The organism is Persicirhabdus sediminis, from assembly GCF_016595495.1.
Lineage (GTDB): Bacteria > Verrucomicrobiota > Verrucomicrobiia > Verrucomicrobiales > Akkermansiaceae > Persicirhabdus > Persicirhabdus sediminis.
On record NZ_JAENIM010000020.1, the window covers coordinates 36,828 to 51,535 of the forward strand.

Here is a 14,708-nt window from a genome sequence, read left to right on the forward strand (position 1 = left end):
TGTTAGCTCGTTAGTAATTGAGTTCTTTGAGATCATCGACAACAAACTGGCCGTCTTTGCGGATCAACTCGCCATCAAAGTAGATTTCCCCACCACCGTACTCAGGGCGCTGGATATTCACCATGTCCCAGTGGACTTGTGAGCGGTTGCCATTGTCGGCTTCCTCGTATGCTTGGCCAGGGGTGAAGTGGAATGATCCAGCAATTTTCTCATCAAACAAGATGTCGCGCATTGGCTCTTTGATTACAGGGTGGAAACCGATGGCAAATTCACCGATGAAGCGTGCGCCTTCGTCAGAATCCAAGATTTCGTTGAGCGCTTCAGTTTTACCGCCCGCCTCAGCATTGACAACTTTGCCGTCAACAAATTCCAAGCGGATAGAGTCGAATGGCACACCTTGATAGATTGTTGGAGCATTGTATTGAACAACCCCTTGCACACTATTTTTCACTGGCGCGGTGAAAACTTCCCCGTCTGGGATATTGTAATTACCACCACAAACGATAGCTGGAATGTCTTTGATTGAGAATTTCAAATCTGTGCCATTGCCAATGATATGGACCTGCTCAGCTTCATCCATGCGCTTTTTCAATGCTTCCATAGCTGGCAGCAATGATTTGTAATCTAGCAAACAGACATCAAAATAGAAATCTTCAAAGGCAGCTGTGCTCATGCCAGCTTGCTGGGCCATTGAGCTGCTAGGCCAGCGCAAGACACACCACTTTGTCTGTTTGACGCGGTAATCTAGCACCGCGCGCACATGAGACATCATCAGCTTCATTTTGCTAGCTGGCACATCAGAGGTTTCGGCAATGTTGTTTCCACCGCGGATGGCGATGTAGGCATCCATTTTTTTCATCTCCGCCAGCTGCAGCTCAGCCATCGCGCCGTATTGTTCATCAGTCGCGCCGAGCGCCATGGTGCGGTTGATGAGACCGCTTTCCAAACGGACAAATGGCGTCCCTCCCGCATCCCTAACGGCATCAATAAGCGCTAGTCCAATTGCTTCGGGAACATCAAAAAGGTGCAGCAATACCTTTTCGTCTTTTTGGACATTCACAGAATACTCTACCAATTGCTTGGCCAGCTGGATGACACGTGGATCTTGCATGCATTCAACCTTACTAATCCAGCTAATATGTCAATCTCGGAACCTAGCCATTAGATGGCTCAGATGCCCAAGCGCAGGTGGACGTCGGCATTGATTTTGCCAAACATCACAGGGTCTATCACCTGCTCGCCAGCCCACTTATCAGCTGGATTTGAGCGCTCGGGAATCTCCACCCAAGAACGACATCCGCCGTGGCTTTTTTCATAACGAAAACGGTGAGGAACATCCAACCTAACGACTCGGGCTAATGCACAGTGAATGCTTTGGCCGGAAAGTTCTTTGAATGTCCAGTCGAAGCGCTCACGCAGGCATTTCTCCGTATAAATGTGATAATCATCCAGCTGACACACCTGCTGCCAATCAGTCAATGTGCGGGCCCACTCTAGGTGAGCAAAGCTAGTGATCTCGACTTCATCACCAATCTTCCATTCCGGCTGGCTGACACCATCCTGAACTTTCAGGTGCTCGGCTTTGCTATGGAAATGAGTGGGAAAGAGGTAGAATGCTTCGTGTTTGAAGGAAAACCCCTCACGTCCTTCATGAATTCCGCCTTTGCGAAACATCAATACTTGCTCGCCATGCTCCAATGCACGGCAGACGCGGGCCCATTCCTTGAATGCGATCATGATAGCGATGCTTGCCACGTCCCCCGCTAAGATGCAAGTTTGAGATCTATACAAGGAGAAAAAAACTCCCCTGATTGCCAGCTGGCCTTGCTTTTTCTCTTTCTAATCAGTCGGTTCAGCGCTAAGTTGATTCCCATGCAATCCGAAACCAAACCTAAAGATTGGACCAATACTAGCGCATCACTGGCACCTACATTACTAGGCGCGGCTGCAGGAGTCGCTATCGGCGAGTTGGTGAAAAACGAATCACGCAAACCACTTGCTTTGGGTTTGGTTTGCCTCGGAGCCGTTGCTTTAATGCCAAGCGTAGTAGACACCGTGGTTGACCTAATCAACGGTCCTAACTCACGCCGTGGATCACGCAGAACACTTCGCTCTATCCGCGATAGTGGTGCTGATGCAGCTGACCTTGAACTGCTCGAAGCCGACATGGATGACGAGCTGTTCATTGGCTAACAAAGAATCATGCGCATCGCACTCACAGGCCCAACAGGCAGGCTGGGAAACCAGTGGATGCGCAAGATCAATGCCACGCCTGGTTATCAGCTCGTCGCTCTGGATCGCCAGCTGCTAGACCTGAGCCAACCAGCTAAAATCCCCCAACAACTCAGTGAGATCCCCTTTGATTGTCTCATCAATACGGCGGCGCTCTCCAGCCCCGATGAATGTGAGAATAATCCTCAGCTAGCTGCTCGCTGTAATGCGCAAAGCCCCGCTGAAATGGCTAAATTCTGCCATCAAAACCAACGGAAATTTCTCCACTACAGCACAGATTATGTCTTTTCCGGCCAGCAATCTGGCTACCTCGATGAGTCGGTTGTGCCTGAGCCTATCAATGTTTACGGACAATCAAAACTTGATGGCGAGCGCGCCATTTTAGCCGCTAACCCAGCCGCCATCATTGCCAGAGTTTCGTGGTTATTTGGCCCAGGCAAAACCAGCTTTTTTGATTTTGTGCTAGATTCTGCTCAACAAGGAAAACCGCTGGCAGCCATTGCCAATAAGTTCTCTCTACCAACCTACACGGTTGACCTCGTCGACTGGAGTCTCACACTGCTAGAGAATGAGGCCGCTGGAATCTATCACCTCTGTAACTCTGGCGACGCGCAGTCGTGGCACAGCTACGCTAGCGAAATCATCAAGCAAGCAAAGCAGCTGGATTTATTGCCCGAGGAAGTGGGAGTTCGCAAGCAAATGCTCGACGAAATGGTGAGCTTCACGGCGACCAGACCTATACATACAGTTATGCGAACACAACGCATTGAGGATGAATTTAATATCAAACCAAGACCGTGGAATCTAGCGGCTCGCGATTTTTTGCATGTGTTTCGTAGATGATGGTGCTAGTGTTTAGCTTTACCGAATTACTGAACCAATTTACATGCCTGACGAATCCGATCCAAAAACAGAGATTAAATCATCCGCCTATACGGATGATTTTCCAGATACGCGATGGAGCGTCATCCTAACCGCTAGATCAGATAGCGACGATGCAGGCGATGCATTAGATCAGTGGTGCCGATCCTACTGGAAGCCTATCAATGCCTATGTCAAAGCGCGTGGCGTCAATGACCCGGACGAAACGACCCAGGCATTTTTTGTTCACATGCTAGAGAAAAAAGGTGCCGGCCTCCCAGATAATACCAAGGGAAAACTGCGCGCCTATCTGATGCGCTCGGTGAAGCATTTCATCACCGACCAATGGCGCAAACAAAACGCGCAAAAACGCGGTAGCAATGCCGAGCACGTAGGCATAGAGTTTGGCCACGACATCGATGAGAACCACGAGCAAGAGCCAGACAAACAATTCGAACGCCGCTGGGCGCTCAACCTTATGGAACGTGCGATGCAGAGGCTTGAACACGAGATGGCTCATTCAGGCAAAGGCCTTCATTTCAAATACATGAAGACCATGCTCTCCGGCGGTGAAGATCCTAAACTGCGCCAAGAAGCCATCGAAACCTTGGGCATGACTAGCAGCAATTTCCGCATTGCCCTGTATCGTGTACGCAAGAGATACCGCCACCTGCTAGAAGATGAAATCATGCAAACAGTGACCACTCGCGAAGAGTTCGAAGATGAGCTTAACTACTTCATGAGCCTCTGGTCCTAACTCTATCATTTCTACCATGCCCAACGAAACCTGTGATATCTGTGGAAATGAAATCCCTAGCGATTCGTTAAATTGTCCACACTGCACATTCTCTGCATTCTTTGCAGGTGATCAGGCTGAGGATTCACTTAATATTCCGGGTTTTGAAATCCTCGACGTCATTGGCGAGGGGGGATTCGGGTTAGTCTATCAAGCTGAGCAAACAGAGCCAGTGCATCGCAGCGTGGCGATGAAGGTGCTCAAGATGGAAGCGATGGCTAAGGCCACGCGTTCACGCTTTGCTGAAGAAGTCCAGACGCTAGCACTGCTAGAGCACCCTGGAATTGCTAGAATTTACGAATCTGGCGAGACCGACGAAGGTCTACCATTTTATGTCATGGAGCTCGTTCAAGGTTTAACCTTGATGGAGTGGATCCAACAAAAAAAGCCAACTCTAGCGCAGCGACTCATTGTTTTCCAAAAGATCTGTGATGCGGTGGAACACGCGCATATTCGCGGCGTCATTCACCGCGATCTCAAGCCAACTAACATCCTTATCAATAACGAAGACTCGCTGCCCAAAGTCATTGATTTTGGTGTTGCCCGTGTTTTTGAAGGGCCTGTCTCAGTTGGCCGCGAAGTCACCTTAGATGTCCAGCTGATGGGAACGCCTGAGTTCATGAGCCCCGAGCAGCTGGCTGGAGAAGCTAACATCGACATTCGCTCTGACGTCTATTCTCTAGGTTGCATTCTCTACTCGATGCTCAGCACCAAGTCGCTATTTCGCGAAACCTTGCAGAAAGCGCATAGCTGGAAGGACAAACTCGACGCCATTGACGAATTTGCCCCACCATCACTCTCGTCATTCACGCCAGACGGCATCTATGGCAGAACCGAACGCAACCGGCTCAAAGAGCTTGATTGGTTAGCCTGGAAGGCTATTGCGAAAAAACGAGATGACCGTTACCAAACGGTATCTGAGCTCAATCTAGATCTCACTCGATTTCTATCTAATCAGCCTATCAGCGCGGGCCCGCCTTCGTGGATTTACCGCACGCGCAAGTTCCTCTCGCGAAACCTAGCAGCGGTAATCACTCTATCAATGGTGATGGTCACCTTGCTGGGAACAACTATCACAACCTACATATTAGCGCTCAAGGCAGTAGCGCCAAAAGAGAAAACGGTTCAAGAACTCAACCAAGAATTCAACAAAAACCGCCAGCTCAGCAGGTATATCAACAACCTTCATGAAGTCGCCTCTATCGAGTCATTAGATCACGCGCGCACACTGATGGAATTTGAATTGAATGATCAGGCCGGCGAGCGCCTCGATCGCGCAGTGACTTTTTATTCAAAAAACCAAGATGTGGGAATGGCAGCAGCAGCATTTAATGCCTGGCACCGCAAACAATACGACCTGAAGCCAGCTGATCCAAACATCCTCTTCACTGTGGAGGATCACATCTTATCCTCGGATGGAAAAACGCGCTTTGACCTTGATGGTGTGCAATTCCATTTCACAGGTTTCTGGGATCCTAGTGAGCACCCAGCTAGCGAATGGATCGACGAGCTAATGACTCAAATTAAACTCTGGCAAGATTCTAACGACGAAAGGATCAGCGAAATCATCAGCTCGCGCCATAACGGCTCCACTCTCTTTCTGACAAAATCTGGCGATTTATATTTCATCACGCCAAGCACACCAGCGCAGAATATTGATCAACATGTTAGCGCAGCTGGCTTCACCATCAACTCCAGCGCTACTGGCATCGCCTACCTCAAGGAACACAAACAAATTTCTATTTTCGACTTAGAGACTGGCGAAAAGTGTACCGTGATCGACGCGCCAGCCGATATTGCCACCATCTACCTCTCCGACAATAACAAGCACCTAACTGCCGTCACCCCGGATCAAACTCTCTACGTCTACGAATGCCTCGAGGCAACCCTGAGCCCTAAGGTCATCCGCCACACAGCAGCCAATGATGGAAAATCCACCGGCGACCTTCTATTTAGTTTCTCGCGCTTTGGCTCAGTGATAGCCACCGCCCATACCAATGACTCGAAAATTAAGTTTTGGAACTCGATGACTGGCGAACCACACGGACCGCCAATCGACATTGAGGGGCAAATCGAACAACTAAAATTTTCCCGCAGTAGCTTTTATTTATATACGGCGCAAAAAAGAACTCAGCTCAACGAGCCGGTGAGTTTTCTCAACATTTGGTCAATGCAATACCGTCACAAGATCGCGGAATCCCCTGATTTTAAAGGCATTATCACCGACCTCGAGTTAAGCAAAAAAGACTCAGCTGCTGGCATTAGAACCAGCGAAAACAAAACAGCCGTTTGGCCGTTTTTACAAATCTCAAAATAATTGTCACATATTTGGTAACACGCGGCATTCCTTTGCGTTTGGGTATATGAAGACGGTCGTGAGTCTTCAGGACCCCCCAATCGGAATAGAACCCCACGACACACCTCCTCCATCCTCCAACAAACCTCTCCCCTAGCATTTTTCCCTCCAAAGATGCTTCGCAGAAGGACCCGACAAGCCGGCGTTAGGCCTTCTGCTCCCCTCCCCCATTCCGTGTAACTACGGATCCCCCCCAATAATCCTCCAGACACCACTTCATTCGTGAAGCTGATTCATCTAGCATTACATGCCCACACATGCCCTCTTAATGCTAGACAGCTCCCCTTCCCTCCAGCCGCCACGATTTGATTCCCCTTTTTTTGCCCCCCATCCTCTGTGCCCCCATGTTTTGTAGATGCGCGTACGACAACTCGCTCCAGCTACAACTAACGATTAGACATTACTGGCTCTTTTCTTCCCATCTAGCCACTCCGCTGACTTGTTATTATATCATTTTAGCTTGCCCTATCTGGGGTTCGCTTCCAAAGTGAACATTATAGGAAACTAACGACCTCATCTATGAATAACTTCTTCCGCATATCTGCTCTAGCAATCGCAGCGAGCGCCCTTACCAGCTGTGAGTCTTTCAATCAGCCACTCGATGGCAGCTCTAACCCACTAGACCCACCAGGCTCCGGCAACACACCTCCAATCGTCAGCACTCCAGCCTTTACCCCAGGGTCATTTGTGCAAACTAACGTCTCTAACGCAGCGTTCTTTAAGAATTTCCCAGCACAGGCAGATCAACCGACCAAAACACTGCCTGTTGGCACCAGCGCAAAAGTGATTTCTCTGAAAAAAGAATACGCCAGAGTGGAGCTAGCCAGCGGCGAAGTCGGCTTCATTCCAGCCTTCATGCTCATGGATCAAAGGTCAACTCGCGAAGTTCCTATCACTCCAGGAGTCGTCACAGAGCCTAGTTCTCCAATCAGCAGTCCTGAGTCTATTCCTGATCCAGAAATCCCATCTATCGAGCCGCCATCTACCATCAACCCTGGCGACGGACTCGAATAGCCAATCGCTGATTGATCCCATTTCACCAAAACCGCAGCTCCTCGTGGATCTGCGGTTTTTATTTTGCTACGAAGCGACCATAGATTGCCATGATTTGGGTTGAAGATTAGGCCAATCCAAGACAAAGCTAGTCGATCATGAGCAGGCAATATTCCATCTTTGGCGAGCAACTAGGGCAAGGCAGCGGCATTGAAGAGCTGATGGACGACCTTGGCCACGCGCTGGCATCAGGTGGTGATGAGGTAAAAATGCTAGGTGGTGGCCAGCCAGCTCATATCCCTGAGATGAATGCTATCTGGCGGCGCAGAATGGAAGAAATCCTCGAGGCGCCTGCTGAGCTCGATAGCATGCTCTGTAACTACGATCCACCACGTGGCAAACCAGCATTCCTCGCCGCACTGGCAAAAATCCTGCGCGAAAATTTCGGCTGGAATATCACCGAGAAAAACCTCGCCGTCACTAACGGTGGGCAAAGCGCATTCTTCTTTCTCTTTAACCTGCTAGCTGGAAAACACGCTGACGGCAGCACCAAAGAGATCCTTCTGCCTCTCGTTCCCGAGTACATTGGCTACGCTAACCAATCCGTAAGCGAGTCATTTTTCCGCGCCACACCGCCGAAGATAGAAACTATTGGCAAACACCAATTCAAATACCGCGTTGATTTCGACCAGCTAGAAATTAAGCAAAACACTGCAGCCATCTGCGTTTCCCGCCCAACAAACCCAACTGGAAACGTCCTAACGGACAATGAAATTGCTAAACTCGCAAAGCTGGCTGAAGAAAATAACATCCCGCTGATTATCGATAACGCCTACGGTGCGCCGTTTCCTAACATCATCTTTAGCGAAGCTAACCCAGTGTGGAACGAAAACATCATTCTCACACTCAGCTTATCTAAGTTAGGCCTGCCAGGCACGCGCACCGGCATCATCATAGCCGACGAACAAACAGCCGCCGCCATCACCTCGATGACCGCCGTCATTGGCTTAGCTAACAGCAACATTGGCCAGGCGCTCTTAGAGCCACTCATGCGCAGTGGAGAAATCCTCCAGCTGAGCAAACAGATCGTACAGCCATTTTACCTAGAGAAATCCAAGCTCGCCCAACAATGGGTTCACGAGGCCTTTGATGAGCAAACACCATATCGCATCCACCTCAGTGAAGGCGCGCTCTTCCTCTGGCTGTGGTTTGAAGGCCTACCTATCAGCTCTGCGGAACTCTACGAAAGACTCAAAAAACGCGGCGTGCTCATTATCTCAGGCCACTACTTTTTCTTTGGTCTCGAGCACAGCGACTGGCAGCACCAACACGAGTGCCTGCGCATGACATTCACCATGGATGAAGCGACCGTCAAAGACGGCATCCGCATCATCGCTGAGGAAGTCGGGCGAGCCTATGCTCAAGCTCGCTAGAAAAACTAACGGTGGCGGCGAATGAACTCGTTCGCCATCGCTCTGTATGCCTTGGCGCCATGGCCATAAGGGTCATGTTGGAAGATCGTCTTGCCGTGGCTAGGCGCTTCACCGATACGGATCGACCTAGGAATCACTGATTTATAGATCTGCTCAGGGAAATAGTTCCTCACCTCTTCTACCACCTGATGAGATAGATTGGTGCGTGAATCAAACATCGTCATCACAATACCTTCTAACATCAGCCCTTCATTGGCACCAGAATCGCGGATCTGCTCGATCACTTGAACAATCTTGGCAAGCCCTTCCAGACCAAACCACTCACACTGCAATGGGATGAGAATTTCATCCGCGGCAGCCAGAGCCGAGGTCATCAGCACACCCAGTGATGGCGGTGTATCTATGATACAAAAATCAAACTGATCATCCTCTTTCAGCTGGCTAACAACTTTACCTAAGCGAGTAAGATGGTCATCCATGCGGGCCATCTCGATCTCCACGCCAGCTAGATCCATATCAGATGGAATGACACTCAGCTTGCGCTGGCCAGAATCGATGATTTTATCCGCGACGCGCGCAGTGCCTATCAGCGGATGATACATTGATCCTTCGCCATCAGGCTCCAGTCCAAGCCCACTTGTAGCGTTCGCCTGAGGATCTAAATCAATAAGTAACACCCTCTTACCCCTAGCAGCTAGGGCAGCAGACAAATTGATTGAGGTGGTGGTTTTCCCCACTCCTCCTTTTTGGTTGGCTATGGCAACGACTTTCATAGGTATTCAGCCGCCACAACATGCCTCATGCAGGGCCACTTCTAAAAGCTCAAAGTTTATCATCTTCTCATATTTTCTCACAAATCGCTAATATTCAGCCAGCTAAGCTAATTTCCAGTCGAGATTCTCACTTCAGACTTGATTCACAAATATGTAAAATCACATTCACTGCATGGAAATCACCGAAGAATGGATTGGCAAATCAGCTGGCTGGAAAGCGCTCAAAGCTGGCCGGCTCATCGCCAAACAGAACTCTGTATTCGACTGCACCCGCAAAGGCAACTTGTTTCAGGGATTCCGCAAGGTAGCTAACAAAAAGATGCGCCTTGTAGTAGATGTCAAAGGTCCTTTCTCAATAAAAAACTCCTGCTCCTGCCCGATCAGTCGGTCAACCGGAGCGCTCTGTGAACATGCCGTCGCCCTCATGCTTAGCTGTCTTTGGGGAAATGAAAGCGCTGCAAAAAAGCCAGCGAGCCCAAAGAAAGACTCGTCGCCAGCAGCAAAAACCAGCCAGCCAGCTATCGTTCCGGGTGATTTCTCCCCGCTTCAACTCACATTTCCACCCAACCTGAGCGCCGCCTTACACAAAAAATCAGTCAATATACGTATCGCTCCAGCCAGTAACGCCGAACTCCACCCAGCGGATCTCGCTCTAGCCAGCTGGCTTCATAAAAATACCGGCAGCACAAAAGCGCCCCCAATCCTCGCTCTCAACGCCTCATTGATCGCCAGCCTGCTGCCAGCTCTGGTAGATCACCCACGCCTCACCGCTGGCGACCAGCCACTATCTATCAGGCAAAGCCTCATCAGAATCCCCGTCGAGCTGAGCCATGCCAAGCAGCTAACTCAGATCCAGCTGGCTGACCACGCCCACGATGCCATTTACTTTTTTGATAGCCAGTTAGTCGTCTGGGATGCGGCACAACAATCATTGCTCGTCAACGAACAACAAGCAGGCCAAGGCGACAGCAACGACCAATCACTACAGCAGCTCGCGAAAGGAAACTCAGTGCCGATTCCTACCGCACAATTCCTGCAAATGGCGGACGCGCTGCAGATGGTATTCCAGCTGCCCGATGACCTTGGCGGGCTCAAAGTATCAGCCGCCCAGCCGACATTCCACCTCCTGCTAGAAGGCTCAACTCGCGCGCTGCAGGCTAGGCTTTACGCCAATTACCCTGAAGGCAAACGCGTACAGATTGGCAATCCGAAATCAAAACGCGGACAATTCCCTATCAGCGCTAGCGATACTGATTGGCTCACCGCCAATGATGACGCCGAGCTCGTCGCCCGCGCTCAACTACTGGCAGCTGGTTTCCAGCTGATAGATAGTGCTGGCAACTTTGTGCTGCGAGGAGAGAACGAAACCATGGTCTTTCTCACCTCCACCCTGCCTGAGTTAGAAAAATCATGGCAAGTTGAGTTCCACGAGAGGTTGGCTAACATCAATAGCAAACTAGCTAGAATTACTCCTAACATCGACTTCCAAGGAAGCGGTGAAGACTGGCTAGCCTTTGATTGCAACTGGCAATCTAGCGACGGCAGCCAAATTGACCGCGAACAAATTCGCCGCATGTTGCAGATGGGTCAGCGCAGTGTGAAACTCGCTAATGGCAAACAAGCCGTGCTATCAGAGTTTGACGCCCAAACAATGGACGCACTGCTCTACGACACCGCCCCCGAACAAGAAGACGGACATTTTATCGTCGCAAAAAACCAAGCTGCCTACCTGCGCAGTTTGAAAGCCCACTACACTGGCAAATCTGAGACACCTGAAGTGGCTGTCCCTGCTCTACCAAGCCAGCTAGAATCCACCCTGCGAGACTACCAGAAACAAGGTGTCGAGTGGCTCTACCAAAAAGCCACTAGCGATGGCGCTGCTTTGTTAGCCGACGACATGGGTCTGGGAAAAACCATTCAAACACTGAGCTTCATCCAGCTCTGGCAAATGCAGAAAGATCAGCAAAAACCAGCGCTCATCGTTTGCCCTTCCTCCTTGTTAGCCAACTGGCGAGATGAGTCAGCACGCTTTACCCCAGAGCTTGATGTCATCGTCATGCACGGGCCAAAACGCAAAGCAAACTTTGAGCTGATAGAAAGCGCCCAGCTCGTCATTACCAGCTACGCATTGCTAGCCCGCGACATCAAACAATACCAAGAGATAGAATTTTCCACCATCGCACTGGACGAGGCCAGCCTGATCCGCAACCCAGATACACAAATTGCCAAAGCCGTGCGCAAAGTATCAGCCAGCTCACGCGTCGCCCTATCAGGTACTCCGATTGAAAATGGTCTTCGTGATTTATGGTCAATCTATCAATTCCTCCTACCAGGCTATCTAGGCGCGCAAAAAGACTTCCGCGAACGCTATGAAAAACCCTGCAGCGGTGAGAATGCCGACCCACAACTGATGCAGCGCTTACGCTGGCGCACCGAGCCATTCATGATGCGCCGCACTAAAGATGTGGTCGCCAAAGATCTACCAGCCAAAATCGAATCTGTCATTTGGTGTGAACCTAGTGATAGCCAGCGCCAAACCTATCAGGAAATCCTGCGCAGCGGTAATGCCAAGATTGACGAAATGAAAAAATCAGCCAGCCAGGGAGCTCGCCGCATGGCCATGCTTACCACCTTGCTGCGACTGCGCCAGAGCTGCTGTGACCTGCGCCTGCTAGATAAAAACCTCGAACTAGAGCTCGCCCAATCATCAGCCAAACTCACCCGCCTCCTTGAGCTGCTAGAAGAAGCTCAAGCAGGTGACCACCGGGTGATCGTCTTTAGCCAGTTCACCTCCATGCTTGGCCTCATCCGCGACGCGTTAGACAGCCAAGACATCGACTATTGCTACCTAGATGGAGCCACACGTGATCGCGATGCCGCCGTCAAACGATTCCAAAAATCAGACGGTCCGCCAGTTTTCCTCATCAGCTTGAAAGCCGGTGGCTACGGTCTCAACCTAACGGCAGCAGACACAGTGGTATTATTTGATCCATGGTGGAACCCAGCCGTAGAAGCTCAAGCGGCTGATCGGATTCACCGTATCGGCCAGACCAAACCAGCCACCATCTATCGCTTCGCCACACGGGGTACCGTTGAGGAGAAAATTCTCAAATTACAGGAGAAGAAACGCGCGGTGATAGATGCTACCATTGGTGACGAAAATAAACCGATGATGACTGGCCTCAGCGAGCAAGACCTTGAGTCACTCATCGGCTAGCCGTGCCTAGCTGGATGGACCAAGTGTGATTGTTAGCATCTACTAGTCAGCTGGATCGTCCAGCTGGCACACCGGCGAGCAGATTTGCATTGAAAATTGCAAATTCTCCACTAAAACTCGCCGCGTCATGCTCGATATCAAAGCCATCCGAGAGAATGCTGAAGCCATCAAAGAGCGCCTTGCCACCCGCGGTGGTGAAGCTCACTTGCTCATTGATGAGGTCCTTCGCTGCGACGAAGCTCGCCGCGCCGCCGAAACTGAAAAGCAACAGCTGCAAAGTCAGCGCAAGCAGATTTCCAAACAAATCGGCATGCTGCGCTCGAAAGGTGAAGACAGCTCAGCCATTGAAGCCGAGGTGAAAGCCATTGGTGAAAAAATCAAGGCTCTCGATGTCGACTCTGAGACAGCTGGCACACGCCAAACTGAGCTGCTGCTCAACATTCCTAACCTACCGCACGACGGCTGCCCAGTAGGCGCCGACGAAGACTCTAACCCAGAGATCCGCGTATGGGGTGAAAAGCCTGCGGTGGAAAATGCTAAAGATCACTTAGAGATTGCTACAGAGCTTGGGCTCATCGATTTCGAAGCTGCTGCTCGCATCACAGGATCTGGTTTTGCCCTCTACCGAGGCAAAGGTGCCCGCCTCGAGCGCGCGCTCATCAGCTTCTTGCTAGATACTCAAACAGAAGAACACGGCTACGAAGAACTCAACGTTCCTCACATCATTCGCCGCGAATGTATGGAGGGAACTGGTCAGCTGCCAAAGTTTGAAGACGACATGTACGGCATCGAGGAAAATAGCATGTTCCTCGCTCCTACTGCCGAGGTGCCAGTCACTAACATTTACCGTGAGACATTGCTGCAGCAAGACCAACTTCCTGTCAAACTCACCGCTCACACTCCATGTTTCCGCCGTGAAGCAGGCAGCGCAGGCCGTGATAACAAAGGCATCATCCGCACCCACCAGTTTGATAAAGTGGAACTCGTGCAGATCGTCAATCCTGCCGAGTCAGCCGCTGTACTCGAAGAACTAACTGGCCACGCTGAAGCTATCCTGCAAAAACTCGGCCTGCACTACCGTGTGATCGAGCTCTGCACTGGCGACATCGGCTTCTCAGCTGAACGCACCTACGACATCGAAGTATGGGCACCAGGACAAGGCAAGTACCTAGAAGTTTCATCATGCTCTAACTTCGGTGACTATCAGGCACGCCGCATGCGCCTGCGCTACAAAGATGAAGATGGCAAAAACCAATTCTGCCACACACTCAACGGCAGCGGCACCGCACTTCCTCGCCTCTACGTTGCTCTGCTAGAGCAATACCAGCAAGCTGATGGATCTGTGAAAATCCCTGAAGCCCTAGTTCCTTACTTCCGCGCCGAAGAGATCCGCTAGAAATTTCCAGCCAGCTGGAAACCATCCATTTCAAAAAGCACCGAGCCAGCTGGCTCGGTGCTTTTTTATTGCACAAAAGATGCCCCGCATAACTTCCTCTGAGATTTCTAGCGAAAAAAAGCACCGACCACTAGTGGCCGGTGCTTAAAATTATTAGCCACCAACTACATCAACTGGCAGCTATCGTTAGCAAATTACTTATTGCTTCATGAGCAGGCTAACCTGATAGCTCTAGCTGACTCATTCGACGATAAAAATCAGAGGAGGTTTACTGTACGAAATTTGAGAGAAAGATCAGCGTGATCTTCCCCTCAAATTTCGTACAGCAAGTCTCCTTTAATTTTTTTAGTTGAATTAGGCTGCTAGAGCAACCTGATTTTGTTTTTTGAGGTACTCAAATGGCGATATATAGCCCAGTGATGAGTGGCGTCTGTAGGTGTTATAAAAGCCCTCAATGTACTCAAAAATAGCTTTGCGAGCTAGTTCTCTGCTTGCGAAATAGCCACAGCTAGGAAGTAGTTCTGCTTTAAGTGAGCCGAAAAAACTCTCACATGTTGCATTGTCGTAGCAGTTTCCTTTGGCTGACATCGACTGCTTGAACTTATGATCTCCGAGTAACTTACGTAGTTTGCAGCTTGTGTACTGGCTGCC

Annotated in this window: 12 protein-coding genes; 8 read left to right on the forward strand and 4 right to left on the reverse strand. The window is 50.3% G+C overall.

The window, feature by feature from the left end; genetic code table 11:
* Positions 1-10: 10 nt before the first annotated feature.
* Both JIN82_RS03610 and JIN82_RS03615 read right to left on the reverse strand, forming a co-directional pair.
* Positions 11-1,111, reverse strand: coding sequence for an aminopeptidase (locus JIN82_RS03610; protein WP_200310278.1), 1,101 nt, complete (start codon positions 1,109-1,111; stop codon positions 11-13).
* Between the two features lie 59 nt (positions 1,112-1,170).
* Positions 1,171-1,737, reverse strand: coding sequence for a DUF1802 family protein (locus tag JIN82_RS03615; RefSeq protein WP_200310279.1), 567 nt, complete (start codon positions 1,735-1,737; stop codon positions 1,171-1,173).
* Between the two features lie 135 nt (positions 1,738-1,872).
* Here JIN82_RS03615 and JIN82_RS03620 point away from each other — a divergent pair, with 135 nt between their 5' ends.
* The 6 genes from JIN82_RS03620 (at position 1,873) to JIN82_RS03645 (ending at position 8,671) form a co-directional block, all read left to right on the forward strand.
* A complete protein-coding gene (locus JIN82_RS03620) occupies positions 1,873-2,193 on the forward strand; it encodes a hypothetical protein (RefSeq protein WP_200310280.1) in 321 nt (106 codons plus the stop codon).
* A gap of 9 nt (positions 2,194-2,202) precedes the next feature.
* Positions 2,203-3,075, forward strand: coding sequence for an SDR family oxidoreductase (locus tag JIN82_RS03625; protein ID WP_200310281.1), 873 nt, complete (start codon positions 2,203-2,205; stop codon positions 3,073-3,075).
* 43 nt (positions 3,076-3,118) lie between these two features.
* Positions 3,119-3,850, forward strand: a complete 732-nt coding sequence (locus JIN82_RS03630) for an RNA polymerase sigma factor (protein ID WP_200310282.1) — start codon at positions 3,119-3,121, stop codon at positions 3,848-3,850.
* Between the two features lie 16 nt (positions 3,851-3,866).
* A complete protein-coding gene (locus JIN82_RS03635; protein WP_200310283.1) occupies positions 3,867-6,206 on the forward strand; it encodes a serine/threonine protein kinase in 2,340 nt (779 codons plus the stop codon).
* Between the two features lie 558 nt (positions 6,207-6,764).
* The gene (locus JIN82_RS03640; RefSeq protein WP_200310284.1) at positions 6,765-7,259 is read left to right on the forward strand and encodes an SH3 domain-containing protein; all 495 of its coding nucleotides are present in this window, start codon (positions 6,765-6,767) and stop codon (positions 7,257-7,259) included.
* A gap of 137 nt (positions 7,260-7,396) precedes the next feature.
* A complete protein-coding gene (locus JIN82_RS03645) occupies positions 7,397-8,671 on the forward strand; it encodes a valine--pyruvate transaminase (RefSeq protein ID WP_234041751.1) in 1,275 nt (424 codons plus the stop codon).
* A gap of 5 nt (positions 8,672-8,676) precedes the next feature.
* On the opposite strand, the gene JIN82_RS03650 is transcribed toward JIN82_RS03645, so the two are convergent.
* The gene (locus tag JIN82_RS03650; protein WP_200310285.1) at positions 8,677-9,444 is read right to left on the reverse strand and encodes a ParA family protein; all 768 of its coding nucleotides are present in this window, start codon (positions 9,442-9,444) and stop codon (positions 8,677-8,679) included.
* A 172-nt stretch (positions 9,445-9,616) separates the two neighbouring features.
* Between JIN82_RS03650 and JIN82_RS03655 the strand changes: the two genes are divergently transcribed.
* The gene (locus JIN82_RS03655) at positions 9,617-12,661 is read left to right on the forward strand and encodes a DEAD/DEAH box helicase (protein ID WP_200310286.1); all 3,045 of its coding nucleotides are present in this window, start codon (positions 9,617-9,619) and stop codon (positions 12,659-12,661) included.
* Between the two features lie 127 nt (positions 12,662-12,788).
* Positions 12,789-14,057: a serine--tRNA ligase gene (gene serS, locus JIN82_RS03660; protein ID WP_200310287.1), complete on the forward strand. Its 1,269-nt coding sequence runs from the start codon at positions 12,789-12,791 to the stop codon at positions 14,055-14,057.
* A 354-nt stretch (positions 14,058-14,411) separates the two neighbouring features.
* Here serS and JIN82_RS03665 read toward each other — a convergent pair.
* The coding region (locus JIN82_RS03665) for an integrase core domain-containing protein (RefSeq protein WP_200310085.1) at positions 14,412-14,708 on the reverse strand (297 nt) is incomplete at its 5' end.

Coding starts and splice junctions, on each gene's coding strand:
- JIN82_RS03615 (WP_200310279.1), bottom strand. CDS start 1,737: ATGATCGCATTCAAGGAATGGGCCCGCGTCTGCCGTGCATTGGAGCAT.
- JIN82_RS03645 (WP_234041751.1), top strand. CDS start 7,397: ATGAGCAGGCAATATTCCATCTTTGGCGAGCAACTAGGGCAAGGCAGC.
- JIN82_RS03620 (WP_200310280.1), top strand. CDS start 1,873: ATGCAATCCGAAACCAAACCTAAAGATTGGACCAATACTAGCGCATCA.
- JIN82_RS03625 (WP_200310281.1), top strand. CDS start 2,203: ATGCGCATCGCACTCACAGGCCCAACAGGCAGGCTGGGAAACCAGTGG.
- JIN82_RS03635 (WP_200310283.1), top strand. CDS start 3,867: ATGCCCAACGAAACCTGTGATATCTGTGGAAATGAAATCCCTAGCGAT.
- JIN82_RS03610 (WP_200310278.1), bottom strand. CDS start 1,111: ATGCAAGATCCACGTGTCATCCAGCTGGCCAAGCAATTGGTAGAGTAT.
- JIN82_RS03655 (WP_200310286.1), top strand. CDS start 9,617: ATGGAAATCACCGAAGAATGGATTGGCAAATCAGCTGGCTGGAAAGCG.
- serS (WP_200310287.1), top strand. CDS start 12,789: ATGCTCGATATCAAAGCCATCCGAGAGAATGCTGAAGCCATCAAAGAG.
- JIN82_RS03650 (WP_200310285.1), bottom strand. CDS start 9,444: ATGAAAGTCGTTGCCATAGCCAACCAAAAAGGAGGAGTGGGGAAAACC.
- JIN82_RS03640 (WP_200310284.1), top strand. CDS start 6,765: ATGAATAACTTCTTCCGCATATCTGCTCTAGCAATCGCAGCGAGCGCC.
- JIN82_RS03630 (WP_200310282.1), top strand. CDS start 3,119: ATGCCTGACGAATCCGATCCAAAAACAGAGATTAAATCATCCGCCTAT.